This window comes from Streptomyces sp. GL_141 (assembly GCF_057834385.1).
In genome coordinates, this window is sequence record NZ_CM174402.1 from 6,930,885 (window position 1) to 6,947,434 (window position 16,550).

General features: G+C 70.5%; 17 protein-coding genes and 1 pseudogene. 12 read left to right on the plus strand and 6 right to left on the minus strand.

The window, feature by feature from the left end; all coding sequences use genetic code 11:
• Positions 1-24: 24 nt before the first annotated feature.
• The 3 genes from AC3IX6_RS30845 to AC3IX6_RS30855 form a co-directional block, all read right to left on the minus strand.
• Positions 25-447 carry a hypothetical protein gene (locus AC3IX6_RS30845; RefSeq protein ID WP_489366496.1) on the minus strand — a complete coding sequence of 141 codons (423 nt, stop codon included), beginning with the start codon at positions 445-447 and terminating at the stop codon, positions 25-27.
• A gap of 696 nt (positions 448-1,143) precedes the next feature.
• On the minus strand, positions 1,144-1,608 hold the full coding sequence (locus tag AC3IX6_RS30850; protein ID WP_489366497.1) for a YxiG-like protein: 465 nt from the start codon (positions 1,606-1,608) through the stop codon (positions 1,144-1,146).
• A gap of 89 nt (positions 1,609-1,697) precedes the next feature.
• The gene (locus AC3IX6_RS30855) at positions 1,698-2,213 is read right to left on the minus strand and encodes an HAD domain-containing protein (protein ID WP_489366499.1); all 516 of its coding nucleotides are present in this window, start codon (positions 2,211-2,213) and stop codon (positions 1,698-1,700) included.
• A gap of 97 nt (positions 2,214-2,310) precedes the next feature.
• On the opposite strand from AC3IX6_RS30855, the gene AC3IX6_RS30860 reads away from it, so the two are divergent.
• From AC3IX6_RS30860 to AC3IX6_RS30870, 3 genes are all read left to right on the plus strand, one after another.
• Positions 2,311-2,862, plus strand: a complete 552-nt coding sequence (locus AC3IX6_RS30860) for a TetR/AcrR family transcriptional regulator (protein ID WP_489366501.1) — start codon at positions 2,311-2,313, stop codon at positions 2,860-2,862.
• Complete coding sequence (locus AC3IX6_RS30865) at positions 2,859-4,403, plus strand: MFS transporter (protein ID WP_489366502.1); 1,545 nt, start codon at positions 2,859-2,861, stop codon at positions 4,401-4,403. Before AC3IX6_RS30860 ends, AC3IX6_RS30865 begins: the two co-directional genes overlap by 4 nt.
• A gap of 69 nt (positions 4,404-4,472) precedes the next feature.
• The gene (locus AC3IX6_RS30870; RefSeq protein ID WP_489366503.1) at positions 4,473-5,951 is read left to right on the plus strand and encodes a membrane-associated oxidoreductase; all 1,479 of its coding nucleotides are present in this window, start codon (positions 4,473-4,475) and stop codon (positions 5,949-5,951) included.
• An 8-nt stretch (positions 5,952-5,959) separates the two neighbouring features.
• On the opposite strand, the gene AC3IX6_RS30875 is transcribed toward AC3IX6_RS30870, so the two are convergent.
• Positions 5,960-6,589, minus strand: coding sequence for a lysophospholipid acyltransferase family protein (locus tag AC3IX6_RS30875; protein WP_250744673.1), 630 nt, complete (start codon positions 6,587-6,589; stop codon positions 5,960-5,962).
• Positions 6,590-6,894: 305 nt separating this feature from the next.
• Between AC3IX6_RS30875 and AC3IX6_RS30880 the strand changes: the two genes are divergently transcribed.
• The 3 genes from AC3IX6_RS30880 to AC3IX6_RS30890 all read left to right on the plus strand — a co-directional run bounded on the left by AC3IX6_RS30880 (position 6,895) and on the right by AC3IX6_RS30890 (position 9,271).
• Positions 6,895-8,082, plus strand: a complete 1,188-nt coding sequence (locus AC3IX6_RS30880; protein ID WP_489366505.1) for a glycerophosphodiester phosphodiesterase — start codon at positions 6,895-6,897, stop codon at positions 8,080-8,082.
• An 87-nt stretch (positions 8,083-8,169) separates the two neighbouring features.
• Positions 8,170-8,727, plus strand: a complete 558-nt coding sequence (locus AC3IX6_RS30885; RefSeq protein ID WP_489371613.1) for a sigma-70 family RNA polymerase sigma factor — start codon at positions 8,170-8,172, stop codon at positions 8,725-8,727.
• A gap of 37 nt (positions 8,728-8,764) precedes the next feature.
• Positions 8,765-9,271, plus strand: a complete 507-nt coding sequence (locus tag AC3IX6_RS30890; protein ID WP_489366506.1) for a GNAT family N-acetyltransferase — start codon at positions 8,765-8,767, stop codon at positions 9,269-9,271.
• Positions 9,272-9,340: 69 nt separating this feature from the next.
• On the opposite strand, the gene AC3IX6_RS30895 is transcribed toward AC3IX6_RS30890, so the two are convergent.
• Complete coding sequence (locus AC3IX6_RS30895; protein WP_489366508.1) at positions 9,341-9,775, minus strand: hypothetical protein; 435 nt, start codon at positions 9,773-9,775, stop codon at positions 9,341-9,343.
• Entirely contained in the window at positions 9,768-10,136 is a 369-nt protein-coding gene (locus tag AC3IX6_RS30900) for a hypothetical protein (RefSeq protein WP_489366509.1), read from the minus strand. The genes AC3IX6_RS30895 and AC3IX6_RS30900 overlap by 8 nt, the downstream gene beginning before the upstream one ends.
• Positions 10,137-10,204: 68 nt before the next feature.
• Here AC3IX6_RS30900 and AC3IX6_RS30905 point away from each other — a divergent pair, with 68 nt between their 5' ends.
• From AC3IX6_RS30905 to cbiE, 6 genes and pseudogenes are all read left to right on the plus strand, one after another.
• A complete protein-coding gene (locus tag AC3IX6_RS30905; RefSeq protein ID WP_489366511.1) occupies positions 10,205-10,879 on the plus strand; it encodes an HAD-IA family hydrolase in 675 nt (224 codons plus the stop codon).
• 374 nt (positions 10,880-11,253) lie between these two features.
• Complete coding sequence (locus AC3IX6_RS30910) at positions 11,254-12,351, plus strand: methionine ABC transporter ATP-binding protein (protein WP_489366513.1); 1,098 nt, start codon at positions 11,254-11,256, stop codon at positions 12,349-12,351.
• Positions 12,348-13,016, plus strand: coding sequence for a methionine ABC transporter permease (locus AC3IX6_RS30915; RefSeq protein ID WP_489366514.1), 669 nt, complete (start codon positions 12,348-12,350; stop codon positions 13,014-13,016). Before AC3IX6_RS30910 ends, AC3IX6_RS30915 begins: the two co-directional genes overlap by 4 nt.
• A 102-nt stretch (positions 13,017-13,118) precedes the next feature.
• Positions 13,119-13,982 carry a MetQ/NlpA family ABC transporter substrate-binding protein gene (locus AC3IX6_RS30920; RefSeq protein WP_489366515.1) on the plus strand — a complete coding sequence of 288 codons (864 nt, stop codon included), beginning with the start codon at positions 13,119-13,121 and terminating at the stop codon, positions 13,980-13,982.
• 242 nt (positions 13,983-14,224) lie between these two features.
• Positions 14,225-14,860 (plus strand): annotated as a pseudogene (locus AC3IX6_RS30925) (GNAT family N-acetyltransferase); the annotation flags it as partial.
• Between the two features lie 283 nt (positions 14,861-15,143).
• Complete coding sequence (gene cbiE, locus AC3IX6_RS30930) at positions 15,144-16,361, plus strand: precorrin-6y C5,15-methyltransferase (decarboxylating) subunit CbiE (RefSeq protein ID WP_489366517.1); 1,218 nt, start codon at positions 15,144-15,146, stop codon at positions 16,359-16,361.
• Positions 16,362-16,550 lie beyond the last annotated feature (189 nt).

Sequence of the window (16,550 nt, forward strand, 5' to 3'; positions counted from 1 at the left end):
GGCCGCCCCTCCGGCGTGTCCGGATCAGGCGCAGACGATGGTGACCGAGAAGGGCCGGTCGCTGTCCACGACGGCGTTGCCGGTGCTGGACGGCGTCGCGGTGCGGATGAAGAGGGTGTTCCCGTTCACCTGGCCGACCAGGATGGACGAGCTGCCCGGGCCGGGGTCGTTGCCGCCGTTGGTGTTGATGGTCCCCAGCAGGGCGCACCCGTTCAGGCCGGAGCTGGTGGTGATGTTGTAGCGGCCGATGCCGAACTTGTTGATCCCCGTGATGCCCTGCCCGCCGAGGATCTGTCCGTTCGCGGAGACCTTGGCCCAGCCGGTGGTGGTCACCGCGGCCGTGGCGGCCCGGTGCGGCTCGGCGGACGCGGACGACACGGCGACGGCGCCGCCGATCGTGAGGGCCATCGCCGCGGCCCCGAGGGCCAGCTTCTTGGACACGTTCATGGTTCTCTCCCTGTCGAAGACGGAATCGATGCAGGTGAACCCGCCCCGGGTAAGGGCTCACGAGAGAGGAGACTCCTCCCTACCGGGTCGCTCGGGGAAGGGATCGGAGGCCGGGTCACTCCAAATGATCAAGCCGTGCACCGTGAGCGCATTCGTTCGATGGGGGAGTCTTTCCCGAAGGCCGTTGACGCTTCCGCATCATGACGCCGATCACGGGTAGTGGTGATCGAATCACCTCGCGTGACTAGGACTTGTCCCCGCCGCGTGAACCTTTGCGTAGGCGGGCAGCTCGGCTGTCCATCTTTTCCGGAATCGTGTCCCGGATGCCCCGTTGCTGTAGGCCTTTGTCGGCGGCGACGCTGTCGGGCTTCTTGCCTGGCCTGCCTGGCCCGAGCTTCGGGACGCGGACCTTCTCCGGAACCGGTTCGCCCTGGTGTTCTGGAACTTCGCCCCCCTTTGAGGCAGGTACTGGCGGTGCGTCGGTGCGGGCGCCGGCCGCATGCTGATGAGCCCGCACGATGGTGACTGAACGCCGGTCCGCACCCGGTGCGGAATCCCGTCGATTACCGGCCGGTGGTCCCGCCGCCTGCCACAACGCCTGTTGCTGACCGGCAGGAACGGCCGTAGCCGTTCGCCCCATGTCCACATCAACGACCCGGACCCGCGCCCGTCCCGAGATCTCACGAATCCTGGCTCTCAGCCCGCGACGAAGGGTGCGTATCCGACCGGCACCTCGCTCACCTCAAGGTCTGAGAAGAGCAAGGTCAGATCGTGAGCGTTGGTCTCGATGTGAACCTCGTGGAAGTCGATCCCGACAGCCTTCGACCAGCGGAGGGCAGCCTCCGACTTGAGGCGAAGCTCGGCTCCGTACAGCTCGTGATGGTTCGCGCCCCAGACGTAACCGTCGAGGTCGATGGCGGTTTCGCTGTCGAGGAGCCGGGCGTCCAAGGAATCCCGCCATGTCTCCGTGGACAGGAACGTCTCGCATCGGGCCTCGACGCAGTACCGGAAGAGATACCGCAGGTAGGTCGACGGGCTCTGGGGGCCCTCCCACACGTTGATGATGACCTCATAGTCGCGCATGTAGGTGGTGTATCCGTGGTGCACGACAAGGGCTTCGATGGGCTCGTTCAGCGTCCGCTGAAGTTCTGCGGTGTCCATGCCGCCCTTCTACCTCACTTGGCAAGCCCTTCGACAGCGAGATTCACTGCGTTAGGCACGCGTCGGCTCAGAGGTCGCCCGGACAAGTCCTAGTCGGTCCACTCCGCCAGCGCGTCGAAGTCGGCCCGGACCAGCCCGATCCGTTCGTCGATCCGCAGCAGCAGTGCCTGCGCGGGGTGGTGCTGCTCCACGTATGCGCGGTCCATGTCCGTGATGTCGTCGTCGATCCAGGCGAAGGGCCGCTCGCCGGCGTACTCCAGGATGTACTGGGTCTTCCAGAACGTCCCGCGCGGCGCCCGCCCGTGCATCCGGGGCCAGTCGATCCAGGGGAGCTCGGGCAGGCCCAGGTGCGGGCCTATCCACTCGTTCGCCTCGCTCTTCCAGGTGGTCGCCCAGACGAGCTCGTACGACTCCGCGAGCGCGAGCAGCTCCGCCCCGTGGTCCGGATTCAGCCAGACCCGCAGCGGCTTCGCGCTCTCGGCGCCGGTCCAGCCCGTCGGGCGCATCCGGTGGGTGCGGTACCCCTCGGGGCGCCGCTGGGGCTTGGCCGCGTAGGGGTTCAGCGGGCCGTCCACGTCGATCAGCAGCAAGGGCTTCGGGTTCATCTCGGCATGCTTCCTTCCGGCGCCCGGAGGGGCACCTCATTTATCCGGGTCAGCCTTCGATGAGACACGGACGTCTCATTCGGGTTATGGTTGTCTCATGGCCATGGATCGTGATCAGGTGCTCCGCGCCGCCGCCGCCCTGCTCTCCCGCAAATCGACCGCCACGATGGACGAGGTCGCGAAGGCCGCGGGCATCGGCCGCGCGACCCTCCACCGGCACTTCGCCGGGCGCGACGCCCTCGTACGGGCGCTCGAAGAGCTCGGCATCCGGGAGTTCGAGGTGGCCTTCGACAACGCCCGCCTCGACGAGGGCACGGCGATCGACGCGCTCCGCAGGCTCGTCGCCGAAGCGGAACCCAACGCCGAGCTGCTGGCCTTCCTCGTCACCGAGAACCAGCTCTTCGAGGGAGACCAGGTCAACGAGGGGTGGGCCCGTCTCGACGCCCGCGTCGGCGCGCTCTTCCGGCGCGGTCAGCAGGAGGGCGACATCCGCATCGACCTGAGCCCCGCCTGGCTCACCGAGGCCCTCTACGGGCTCATCGGCACCTGCGCCTGGGCCGTCATGGACGGCCGGGTCGCGGCCAAGGACTTTCAGTACATGATCATCGAGTTGCTGCTCGGTGGCGCACGACGGAGTGTGGAGAAATGAGCCGTACCGAACAGCTGACCCGGACGAAGGGGGCGGAGGGCCGGAGCCCCGGGCGCTGGCTCGCGCTCTCCGTGCTCGTGCTGGCCGTCCTGCTGGTCGCCGTCGACGCCACCGTACTCGGTCTCGCCACGCCCGCCCTCAGCGAGGACCTGAAGCCCTCGGGCACCCAGCTCCTGTGGATCGGCGACATCTACTCCTTCGTCATCGCCGGCCTGCTCGTCTCCATGGGCTCCCTCGGCGACCGGATAGGCCGCAAGAAGCTCCTCCTCGTCGGCGCGACCGCCTTCGGCGCCGTCTCGGTCCTCAACGCCTACGCCACCAGCCCCGAGATGATGATCGTCGCCCGGGCCCTGCTCGGCGTGGCCGGCGCGACCCTGATGCCCTCCACCCTGGCGCTGATCCGCAACATCTTCCACGACCCCAAGGAGCGCAGCCTCGCCATCGGCATCTGGGGCGCCACCGCCTCGGCCGGCGCGGCCGTCGGCCCGGTGGTCGGCGGAGCCCTGCTCCAGCACTTCTGGTGGGGCTCGGTCTTCCTCATCAACCTCCCCGTGATGATCGTCCTGGTCATCGTCGGCATCAAGCTGCTGCCCGAATCCAAGAACCCGGTCGCCGGCCCCTGGGACCTGGTCAGCGTCGGCCTCTCCCTCGTCGGCATCATCGGCGTGGTCTACGCCGTCAAGCAGGTCGCCACCCACGGCATGGACTGGCAGGTGTGGGCGGCCGCCGCCATCGGAGCGGGCGCGCTCTACACCTTCGTACGCCGCCAGTTCACGCTGCCGGCCCCGCTCCTCGACATGCGCCTGTTCAAGCACCGCGGGTTCTCCGGCGCGGTCCTCGCCGACCTGCTCACCGTCTTCGGCCTGTCCGGACTGGTCTTCTTCCTCTCCCAGTTCCTCCAGCTCGTCCAGGGCCGCGACCCGCTCGAAGCGGGCCTCGCCGAGCTGCCCGCAGCCGTCGGCGCCGTGGTCACCGGCCTGATCGCGGGCAAGTACGCCCGCAGGTACGGGGTACGGGTCATCGTGACGGGAGGCCTCGCCGCCATCGGCATCGCGCTGGCCGCGCTGACCGTGATCCACAAGGAGACCGGCTACCCGCTGCTCGGCGCGGCCCTGCTCATCGTCGGCCTCGGCGCCGGCTTCTCCTTCACCGTCACCGCCGACGTCATCCTCTCCAGCGTCCCCAAGGAGCAGGCCGGTTCCGCCTCGGCCGTCTCCGAGACCGCCTACGAACTGGGCGCCGCCCTCGGCATCGCCCTGCTCGGCTCGGTCGTCACCGGCGTCTACCAGGGCTTCACCGCCCCGGCCTCCGTCGGCGGACCCGTCGCCGACGCCGCCCACGAATCCCTCGGCGGCGCCGTCGAAGCGGCCAAGTCGCTGGACCCGCAGACCGCCCAGCAGATGGTCGGCGCCGCCCAGGAGGCCTTCGTGGACGGCCTGCGGCTGGCCTCCGGGGTGGGCGCGGCCGTCCTGCTGGCCACCGCCGCGGCCGCCTGGTTCCTGCTCAGGGGACAGGAGCTCCAGGACGGCATCGAGCACTGACGCCACGCCAGCCGCTGGTGTCCCGCGCGGAGTTGACAGTCCGTCGACGCGCGGGACACCATCCCGGCGATGGAGATCAACGACCTGACCCCGGCGGAGCGCCGCGTATGGGACGCCTTCCCCCGCGGGGAAGGCGTCGATTTCCGGGAGGACCGCGGCGAGGAGGCCACCGACGGCGCCTCGTGGGGACCCGACCGGACCGTACGCGCCGAAGTCCTCGCCCACCTGCTGCTGCGCGGCGCGGTCCCGCTCGACGGACAAGTCCCCGGGCTCAACGTCCGGGGTGCCCGGATCACCGGCAAGCTCAACCTCAAGTACGCCGACATCGAGCACGCGATCCGGCTGCGGGCCTGCTGGTTCGAGCGCAAACCCCTCCTCTACGGGGCCCGGTTGAGGATCGTGTCCCTGAGCGACTCGGCCCTGCCCGGCCTGACGGCCTCCACCGTCACCGTCGACATCGCGCTGAAGCTGTCCTGCTGCCGCATCACCGGGCCGGTACGCCTCGCAGGTGCCCGGATAGCCGGCGGGCTCTTCCTCCGCAAGGCGGTCATCGGCACGGCGGGCCCGGCCGAGGAGGGCCAGGAGGCGGCGCTCCAGTTCAACCACGCCGACATCGGAACCGACGTCATCGCCATGGAGCTCACCGTCCACGGCCAGACCCGCATCAACGGCGCGACCGTCGGCGGCCAGATCAACTTCGACGACGCCCGGCTCCTCGCCCCCGGCGGGACCGCCCTGCACGCCGAAGTCCTGACCGTCGGCACGGACCTGCGCGCCATGCGGCTGGAGGCCCGCGGCCGGATCAACCTCACCGGCTCCCGGATACCCGGCCAGCTGAACTTCGCCTACGCCCGCTTCATCAACCCCGGCGGCGTCGCGCTCCGCGCCTCCAGCTGTGTCGCCGGCGAGGTGTGGCTGCGCAACTGCCCGGCCATCCAGGGCGGCGTGAACCTGCGGCGCTCCCAGTTCGACCTGCTCCACATCACGCCCGACACCTGGCCGCCGCAGATCCGCATCGCCGGACTCGTCTACCGGGCCCTCAGCCCGCACGTTCCCGCCGAGCAGCGACTGCCCGTTCTGGAGCGCGAGGAGTCGGGCTACCTCCCGCACGCCTACGAACAGCTCGCCACGGCCTACCGGACGGCGGGTGACGAGGCGGCGGCGCGGACCGTCCTGCTCGCAAAACTGCGGCGCCACCGCCACACCCTGCCCCGGGTCGCCAGGTTCTGGGGGCTGCTCCAGGACGCCACCGTGGGCTACGGGTTCCGGCCGCTGCGCGCCGCGGGCTGGCTGCTGGCGCTGCTGATCACGGGGACCGTCGCGTACGGGCTCCACCCGCCCCGGGAGCTGAAGCAGGGCGAGGCGCCGGACTTCAACCCGGTGTTCTACACGATCGACCTGATGCTGCCGATCATCGGCTTCGGCCAGGAGGCGCCGTTCGCGCCGGACGGCCTGTACCAGTGGCTGTCGTACCTGCTGATCGTGACCGGCTGGGTCCTCGCCACGACGACCGCGGCGGGCGTCAGCCGGTCACTGCAACGGCAGTAGCCCGGCCGTCAGGCAGCCTTGGCCTTGGTCGCGTACATGTCCACGTACTCCTGGCCGGAGAGCCGCATGACCTCGGCCATCACCGAGTCGGTGACGGCGCGCAGCACGTAGCGGTCGCGGTCCATGCCCTCGTACCGGGAGAACTCCATCGCCTCGCCGAAGCGGACGGTGACCCGGCCCGGGCGCGGCATGCCGGCGCCGCCGGGCTGCAGCTTGTCGGTGCCGATCATCGCGAAGGGGACGACGGGCGCGCCGGTCATCAGGGTCAGCCGGGCGATGCCGGTGCGGCCCCGGTAGAGGCGGCCGTCGGGGGAGCGGGTGCCCTCGGGGTAGATGCCGAAGATCTTGCCCTCTTCGAGGATCCGGCGGCCGGTCATCAGGGCGGCGACCCCGCCGTTCGCCCCGTCGCGGTCCACGGGGATCATGCCGGCGCCGGTGAAGAACCAGGCCATGGCACGGCCCTTGATGCCCTTGCCGGTCACGTACTCGTCCTTGCCGATGAAGTGGACCGTGCGGTCGCACACCAGCGGCAGGATCATCGAGTCGATGAAGGTGAGGTGGTTGCCCGCGAGGATCACCGGCCCGGTGCCCGGAATGTTCTCGATGCCCTCGACGCGGGTGCGGAACATCAGGCGCATGACGGGTCCGACAGTGGCTTTGATCAGGCGCGTACGGAACAACGTGGGCCCTCCGGCATCGAAAAGCTAGGGTTCTCGCACCCACCACGCGGCGGTAGTGCAGGTGAGGACGATACTCGCGGGTCCGCTCTGATCGCACATCGGGTTCACGAGGTGGATACGCAGTGTTGACGCACGTTTCCGCCGTGTTCCGCCCGTGCACCCCCGCCGGCCACCGGTGCTTGCCTACCATCGGCACGCGGATTCGGGCCCGAGGCCCCGGAGATCCCGGGACGCCCGGCCCTTGTCCGAGGGGGAGAGCACTCATGACGCAGGGTGGGGCAGCGCGGCGCACGGTACTGGGCGCGGCCGTCGTGGCGGCGGGCGGAGCCTTCGGCGGACTCGTGGCGGGCGGCGGTTCGGCCGCGGCGGCGGAGAGCGGCCACGGCGGAGGGCAGGGAGGCGGTCAGGGCGGCGGCCACCGCGACCTGCCGGTGCCCACGGTCATCGGACACCGGGGGGCCAGCGGCTACCGGCCCGAGCACACGCTCGGGTCCTACCAGCTCGCGCTCGACCTCGGCGCCGACGTCGTCGAACAGGACCTCGTGCCCACCAAGGACGGCCACCTGGTGTGCCGCCACGAGAACGAGATCGGCGGCACGACGGACGTTGGGGACCACCCCGGCTTCGCGTCCCGCAAGACCACCAAGACGATCGACGGGGTCGCGGTCACGGGCTGGTTCACCGAGGACTTCACCCTCGCCGAGCTGAAGACCCTGCGCGCGAAGGAACGCATCCCCGCCCTCCGCCAGCGCAACACCCTCTACGACGGCCGCTGGGACGTCCCCACCTTCGAAGAGGTGCTCCGCTGGGCCGACCGCGAGGGCCGGCGGCGCGGGAAGCGCGTGTGGCTGCACGTGGAGACCAAGCACCCCAGCTACTTCCGCGGCCTGGGCCTCGGACTGGAGGAGCCCCTCGCCAAGCTGCTGCGCCGCTACGGGCGCGACGGCCGGGGCGCCCCGCTCTTCCTGCAGTCCTTCGAACCCTCCAGCATCCAGCGGCTCTCCCGGCTGGTCTCCGCTCCGCGCGTGGTGCTCCTCTCCGCGGCGGGCACCCGCCCGTGGGACTTCGAGCTGGCCAAGGACCCCCGGACGGTCGCAGATCTGGTCAGGCCCGAGGGCCTCCGCTGGATCGCCGGGTTCGCCCAGGGCATCGGGCCGACCATGGACCTGATCCTGCCGCGCGACGCCGCGGGCAAGCTCGGCGCCCCGACCACCCTGGTCGCGGACGCCCACGCGCAGGGGCTGATCCTGCACCCCTACACCGCGCGCAACGAGAACAACTTCCTGCCGGCCGACTACCGCAAGGGCACCGACCCGACGGCCTACGGCGATGCCTTCGGCGCCTTCAAGACCTACTTCGAACAGGGCATCGACGGCATCTTCACCGACCACCCCGACACCGGACTGCTCGCGGCGGAGGCCTTCCGCCCCGGCCGCGGCGTCACGGGCTAGGCGTCAACGCCTGACCGGAGCTTCTCGTACGAGTGGGCCGTGCCCGGCGGGGAAACCGCCCGGCACGGCCTTCGCGTCCCGCCCGGCATGGACCTGCTGAAGGCTGACCTCCCCGACCTGTTCGAAAAGCTCCGCCCGCTGCTCTCGGCCGAGGCCGCCGCCGAGACCGCGGGCACCGGGGTGGACGCCGCCGACCTGGAACAAGCCGTCTGGGTCAGGCTGCTGGAACACCGGCGCATCCCCGCCGAACCCGCCGACTGGCTGCGCCGGGCGGTGCGCGGGGAGGCCCGCCGGGCGCGGCGCCGGGCCCGGCACGAAGTCCCGTACGGCCACCGCCAGCACTCGGCGGACGGCGGGTCCGGCGCGGGGACCCGTACCAGCACGGGCGGAGAACCGGAAGACGCCCTCCTGCACGGCGAGGAGAACCGGGCCCTCCGATCGGCGGTCGCCCGATTGCCCGGAAGGTGTCCGGAGCTCATGAGGGCACTTCTTTCGCCCAGGGACCTCACTTACCGTGAAATCGCAGGAGAGTTGGGTATCTCACAAGGAAGTTTGGGGCCCGTCCGTTCCCGTTGCCTGGGATGTCTGCGCAGAATGCTGGCCGTAGAGGTTGCGGCTCCCGCCCTGCGGGGAATGGAGCGGTAGACCAACAGGCCACCAGGTGAGCGGGAGGCATGCGCACATGGGCATGAGCGTGACCATTTCGGCGGCAGCTGCCGAGGATGCCGAGCAGATCATCAAACTGCAGTATCTGGCGTTCCAGAGCGAGGCCGAGCTGTACGGCAACTACCGCATCCAGCCGCTCACCCAGTCCCTGGACTCCCTCAAGGCCGAACTGGCCTCGGACACCGTTCTGGTGGCCCGGCTCGGCGAGGAGATCGTCGGCGCCGTGCGCGGAACCGTCGACGAGGAGGGCACCGGCAAGATCGCCAAGCTCTGCGTGCACCCCCGGCTCCAGGGCCACGGCCTCGGCGCCCGGCTGCTGAGCGCGGTCGAGGCGGCCCTGTCCGGCAACGACGCGACCACCCGCTTCCGGCTGTACACCGGCCACAAGAGCGAGTCGAACCTGCGGCTCTACCGCAAGGCCGGCTACACCCAGGTCGGCGGGCGCACCGCGTCCGACGGCGTCCGTCTGGTGATCCTGGAGAAGGAGGCCAAGGAGGCCACCGACTTCGCGGTCAGCGCCTGAGCGCCTGAGCGTCTGACCTTCATGCGCGTCTGCGCGTCTGCGCGCCTGAAGGTCTGAGCCGTCGGGCGCCTAGCGCTTCGCGCGGAGCCAGAGCATCCCGGTGATCGGCAGGATCACCGGGATGAACAGGTAGCCCATCCCGAAGTCCGACCACACGGTCGCGTCGGGGAAGGCCTCGGGCCGCGCCAGGGTCCAGGTGCCCACGACGAGCACGCCGGCCAGCTCGGCGGCGCAGCAGATCCGCGCCGCCTTGCGGGCCGTCTCCCCGCCGCGCACGAGCGAGTACGTGATGAAGGCGTAGACGAACGCGGCCACGGCCGACAGCGAGTACGCGAGCGGCGCCCGGTCGAACTCGGTGGAGATCTGGTAGATCGAGCGCGAGACCGCGCCGACGGTGATCACTCCGTAGAACCAGACCAGCAGCACCCCGGGCCCGGTCACCAGTCGCTTGCGCCCGCCGGGCGGGGTCGCGGTGGCCGTGGCGTCCGTGTCGGTATCAGGCACCGGTGTTTCCCCAGATGTCGTAGAGCCGTACTTCGAGCACGGCGAGGACGACCGCTCCCGCGGCCACCGTCACCGAACCCCATTTGGTCCGCTCGCTCAGCGAGAGCAGCCCCGCCGCCGGGATGGTCGCGAAGGCGCCCACCAGGTAGCTCAGGAAGAGCACCGTGCCCTGGCCGGGCTTCTCGCCGCGTGCGAGCTGGACCAGGCCGATCACCAGCTGGGCCAGGACCAGTACGGTCACCACGGCCATGCCGATGAAGTGCCAGTCCTTGGTCGGCTGGTCCCGCGAGGCGGCGAAACCGCACCAGGCGGCGAGGGCGAGTGCGGCCACGCCGATGGCGACCGTCAGGGCGTCGAGCATGCAGCGAGGGTATTACGGGCCGAAAGACCCGATGCGCTCACCCCTGCCCCGGGGCTTTCCTTGAAGGCATGAACCTGCTGCACGGGAAGCTCGGCCCGCAATTCGACGCGCTGCTGTTCGACAACGACGGCACGCTCATCTCCTCGATGGAGTCGGTGCACCGCTGCTGGACCCGCTGGGCCCGGGAGTGCGGGATCACCGAGGAGGCCTTCGCCGCGGTGGAACTCCACGGCCGCCCGGCCGCGGAGATCGTCGCCGACCTCCTGCCCGAGGACGTACGGGCCGCCGCGCTCGCCCGGATCGAGGCGCTGGAGACCGAGGACGTGGCGGGCGGCGTGGTCCTGCTCCCCGGCACCAAGGAGCTCCTCTCCGCCCTTCCCGCCGGCCGCTGGGCCGTGGTCACCTCCGCGACCCGGCCGCTGGCCGAGGCCCGGCTGCGGGAGGTGGGCATCACCTTCCCGGAGATGGTGGCCGCCGACGACATCACCCGCGGCAAGCCCGACCCGGAGCCCTTCCTGCTGGCGGCCGCCCGGCTCGGCGTGGACCCGGCCCGCTGTGCGGTCTTCGAGGACGCCCCGGCCGGCCTGGCCGCGGGCCGCGCCGCGGGGATGACCACCGTGGCCTTGACCACAACGCACCCGGCCGCCGAGCTCGACGCGGATGTGGTCGTACGGGACCTCTCGGCCGTGTCCGTGCTGGTCGGAGCCGATGGTGTGACGATCGAGACGGACGATCGGCCCTGACCGGTGTTGTCCGGTATGCGGCCGAAATCCGTCCGCTATTCGGACACCTTTGATCGGTGACGGGGAACGTCTGGTTTACTGGGCCCATGACCACGACGAGCAGCCGCACCCTTGCGACCGAGGCGACGATGACGCCCGGTGCTCGTTGTATGTGTCGAATGCGCGCCTTCTGAGGGCCCCTGCCCCAGGTCTCACGCCCCGAAGCGAGACCGGCCGAGCAGCTCCCGGCACCCCCGTGTGAACCCGGACCGCTCCTGCCCCGCGCATGCGCCGAAGCCGTCGATTTCCGATGCTTCGCCCCGTATCGCGTCCCCAGATGTATGCCCCGTGCCCGGCACCCGCTGCGCCGCGCACTCGACAGCGACGGAAATCCTGTGATCACCACATCGGGCCTCACGAAGGTCTACCAGTCCCGTGGCCGCGAGGTCACCGCCCTGGACGGCGTCGACCTGCACGTCCGCCAGGGCGAGGTCTACGGAGTCATCGGCCAGAGCGGCGCCGGAAAGTCCTCCCTGATCCGCTGCGTGAACCTGCTGGAGCGCCCCACCACCGGCACCGTCTCCGTGGACGGGGTCGACCTCACCGCCCTCGCCGGCCGCGGCCGCCGCGCCGGCAAGGAGCTCCGCGAGGCCCGCAGCCGCATCGGCATGGTCTTCCAGCACTTCAACCTGCTGTCCTCGCGCACCGTCCAGGGCAACATCGAACTGCCCCTGGAGATCCTCGGGGTCTCCGGCCGCGAGCGCTCCCGCAAGGCCGCCGAACTGCTCGACCTCGTCGGCCTCGCCGACAAGGCCAAGTCCTACCCCGGTCAGCTCTCCGGCGGCCAGAAGCAGCGCGTCGGCATCGCCCGCGCCCTGGCCGGCGACCCCAAGGTGCTGCTCTCCGACGAGGCCACCAGCGCCCTGGACCCCGAGACCACCCGCCAGATCCTTCAGCTGCTGCGCGACCTCAACCGCCAGCTGGGCCTGACCGTCCTGCTCATCACGCACGAGATGGACGTGGTCAAGTCCGTCTGCGACTCGGCCGCCCTCATGCGCCAGGGCCGGATCGTCGAGGCCGGCAAGGTCACCGAGCTGCTGGCCACCCCCGGCTCCGAGCTCGCCCACGAACTGTTCCCGCTGACCGGGTCCGCGACCACCGCGGAGCACACGGTCATCGACGTCACCTTCCACGGCGAGACCGCGACCCAGCCGGTCATCTCCCAGCTGGCGCGCACCTACAACATCGACATATCGATCCTCGGCGCCGCGATGGACACCGTCGCCGGCCGGCAGATCGGCCGCATGCGCATCGAGCTGCCCGGCCGCTACGAGGACAACGTCGTACCCGTCGGCTTCCTGCGCGAGCAGGGCCTGCAGGTGGACGTCGTGGAAGCGGACACGGACGCGGCCCCGGCCCCTTACACGGACGCAGCGGCGGGCGCCGACATCGACGGCGAACTGGCCGAGCTGGTCAAGGATGGTGCGAAGTGACCTGGTCCGAAATGCAGCCGCTGCTCACGCAGGGCACCTTCGACACCCTCTACATGGTGTTGTGGTCCGCCCTGGTGACCGTCCTGGGCGGACTGCCCATCGGCATCCTGCTCGTCCTGACCGACAAGGGCGGCCTGCTCCAGAACCGCGCGGTCAACAAGATCCTCGGCGTGATCGTGAACATGGGCCGCTCGCTGCCGTTCATCATCCTGCTGATCTTCCTGATCCCGGTCACCACGGCGATCGTCGGCACCTTCATCGGCCCCACCGCCATGATCGTCCCGCTCGCCATCGGCGCCATCCCCTTCTTCGCCCGGCTCGTCGAGACCGCCGTCCGCGAGGTGGACCACGGCCTGATCGAAGCCGTCGAGTCCATGGGCGGCGGCATCCCGACCCTGGTCGGCAAGGTGCTCCTCCCGCAGGCGCTGCCCTCGCTGATCGCGGCCGTCACCACCACCGTGATCACGCTGATCGGCTACTCGGCCATGGCCGGCGCGGTCGGCGGCGAAGGCCTCGGCTCCAAGGCCATCACGTACGGCTTCCAGCGCTTCGAGACCGGCTTCATGATCGCGACCGTCGTGGTGCTGATCGTGCTCGTCACGGTGATCCAGCTCATCGGCGACGGCGTGGTACGCCTCCTCGCGCGGCGCGGTCGGACAGCCTGAACCGGGCCTGAGCCGGACAGAAACCAACTTTTCCCCAGAAAGCCCGCACTTGTCGTGCTTGGGCCGTCATCCATAAAGCAAGACGCAAGAAAGGCACTCTTCGTGCGCAAGAACATCAAGCTCACCGCCCTCGCCGCCACCGTTTCGGCGCTCGCCCTCGGCCTCACCGCCTGCGGCAGCTCCTCGGACCCGTCCTCCACCAAGGCCGACGGCGGCAAGACCGATGAGAGCAAGCCCCTGGTCGTCGCGGCGTCCCCGTCCCCGCACGCCGACATCCTGAAGTTCGTCCAGGACAACCTCGCGTCCAAGGAAGGCCTCAAGCTGGAGGTGAAGGAGTTCACGGACTACGTCCTGCCGAACACCGCCACCCAGCAGGGCCAGGTCGACGCCAACTACTTCCAGCACGTGCCGTACCTCGACGACTTCAACAAGAAGAACGGCACCGACATCGTGCCCGTCGTGAACGTGCACCTGGAGCCCCTGGGCCTCTACTCCAAGAAGGTCAAGGCCCTCACCGACATCAAGGCCGGCCAGACCATCGCCGTCCCGAACGACCCCACCAACGAGGGCCGCGCGCTCCAGCTGCTCGCCGCGAACAACCTCATCACCCTCAAGGAGGGTGTCGGCACCGGCGCCAAGCTGTCCGACATCACCGACAAGAAGGGCCTGGAGTTCAAGGAGCTGGAGGCCGCCACGGTCCCGCGCGCCCTGAACGACGTGGACGCCGCCGTCATCAACGGCAACTACGCCATCGAGGCCAAGCTCGTTCCGGCCAAGGACGCGCTCGTCCTGGAGAAGGCCGAGGGCAACCCGTACGCCAACATCCTGGCCGTCAAGAACGGCAACCAGGACGACCCGCGGATCCAGAAGCTCGCCAAGCTCCTGAACTCCGACGAGGTCAAGAAGTTCATCGACGACAAGTACCAGGGCTCGGTCATCCCGGCCTTCGGCAAGCCGACCGCCTAGATCCGGCCAGTGACACCGGGCCGGCCCGATCCGGCCGGCCCGGCCGGCCCCGTACGCCCCACCGGTGTACGGGGCCCGGTGCTGCCCGCTTCCGGGCAGCCCGGCCCTGCACATCACCAGGTCGATGCTGCATGCTGTGGCCTACGACCCGCGGCCGCGGACCGTGTACCCCGTGTATGCCGTCCCGCGCCACGGTCGCCTCGCATCACGGTCGCACCACGGTCTCAGGCTTGGAGCTGCGCATGACTACCACCTTCCCGGACGTCACCATCAGCACGGACCGGCTGGTGCTGCGCCCCTTCGAGGAAGAAGACGTCACCGCGCTCGCCGAGATGATGAACGACGAACACGTCACCGCCTGGACCTCCGTCCCGCACCCCTACACCTACGCCGACGCGGTCACCTGGGCCACGAAGACCGCCCACACCGAACGCACCGAGGGCCGCGGCATCGTCTTCGCCGTCACCGAGTTCCTCACCCAGCGGCTCGTCGGCATCGTGCACCTGCAGGACACCGACTGGCGCACCCGCACCACCGAGGTCGGCTACGTCACCGCCCCCTGGGCCCGTGGCGAGGGCTACGCCAGCGAGTCCGTCCGCGCCGTGGCCCGCTGGCTCTTCACCGACCAGCGCTTCGAACGCCTCGAACTGCGCACGGCCGCCGACAACACGGCCTCGCAGCAAGTGGCCCAGAAGACCGGTTGCATCAGTGAAGGCGTCCTGCGCAACGCCTGCATAGTGCGCACCCAGAACCCCGACGGCTCCTGGGCCGACACCCGCAGCGACCTCATCGTCTGGGGCCTGGTCCCCGAGGACCTCGACGAGGACGCCGACGGCTACTCCGGCTACTCCGGCTACTCCGGCTACTCCGGCTACTCCGACGAATACTCCGGCGACTACGCGGACGGGTACGCGGACGGCTACTCCGTGGGCTACGCGGACCCCCGCGACGAGGCGCGCGACCACGCACGCGACGACGCGCGCGACGGCCACCGGATCCAGCACCTCCACGCGAACGACGCGAACGGCTACGCCCTCTTCTCGGACCGGAACTGACCGGATGACCGGGTAGTCTCACCAAGCCCGCCCCCCTCGACGAAGCTTCGCCCTGCCCCGGCCACCGCCGGGAAGGGCCCCCTCCCACATCAGGAGACTGACGACGATGGCCGACCGGGTCACGGTGATCGGCTGGGACGGCTCCCCCCTGACCGCGGCAGCCCGGTCCGCGCTCTCCGCCGCCACCCTGGTGGCCGGCGCCGCCCACCACCTCGCGCTCCCCGAAGTCCCGCCCGCCGCCGAACGCGTGCGCCTGGGCAGCCTGCCGCTGGCCGCCCGCCGGATCGCCGGCCACCGCGGCACCGCCGTCGTCCTCGCGGACGGGGACCCCGGCTTCTTCGGCGTCGTACGGGCCCTGCGCGCCCCGGAACACGGCCTGGAGGTGGAAGTCGTACCGGCCGTCTCCGCCGTCGCCGCCGCCTTCGCCCGCGCCGGAATGCCCTGGGACGACGCCCAGGTCGTCGTCGCCCACAGCCGCACCCTGCGCCGGGCCGTCAACGTCTGCCGCGCCCACTCCAAGGTCGCCGTCATCACCTCGCCCGGCGCCGGCCCCGCCGAACTCGCCCTGCTGCTCGAAGGAGTCCACCGCACCTTCGTCATCTGCGAGGAACTGGGCACCGACAAGGAACAGGTCACGGTCCTCACCTCCGACAAGGCCGCCGACCACAGCTGGCGCGACCCCAACGTGGTCATCGTCATCGGCGGTACGGGACCGGCCGCGACCGCTGCCGAACCGGCCTGGCTGCTCGGCCGGAGCGCGGGCCCGACCGCCGGACGCGGCTGGGCCCGCCCGCAGATCGACGTGGGAGAAGGGGAGTCCACCCAGCTGCGCGCCGCCCAGCTCGCCCGGCTCGGCCCGCGCACCGGGGACCTCGTCTGGGACATCGGCTCGGGCTCCGGAGCACTCGCCGTGGACGCCGCCGCCCTCGGCGCCGCCGTCATCGCCGTCGACGCCGACCGGCAGGCTTGCGATCGCACAACCGCCGCCGCCCGGGCCCGGGGCGTACAGCTCCAGGTCGTCAACGGCCGCGCCCCGCACGTACTGGAGACCCTGCCCGAACCCGACGTCGTCCGCGTCGGCGGCGGCGGAGCCCCGGTCGTCGCGGCCGTCGCCGACCGGCGCCCCGAACGGATCGTCAGCCACGCCTCCACGCGCGACGAGGCGGAGGCCATCGGCCGGGTCCTGACCGAGGGCGGGTACGCCGTCGAGTGCGCGCTGCTCCAGTCCGTCGGCCTGGACACCCGTACCTGGACCGAACAACAGCGCTCCGTGGTGTTCCTGCTGGCCGCCGAACGCCCCGTTCACCGCCCGGACCGTCCCTAGCCGCGAGCCCGGGGTAGGCTGGCCGATCGTCACACCGCCCGGACGATTCGGGCACGCGGCTCCGGCTGGGCGCGCGACGTGGCGCAGTCCACAGAGGACCGTGGCGGTTATGGCCGACACGGTGGCGAACGGGCAGGACAATACTTACTGGTTGTCGTGCGGGCGTACGTGAGGCCTCGTGGGCGACCG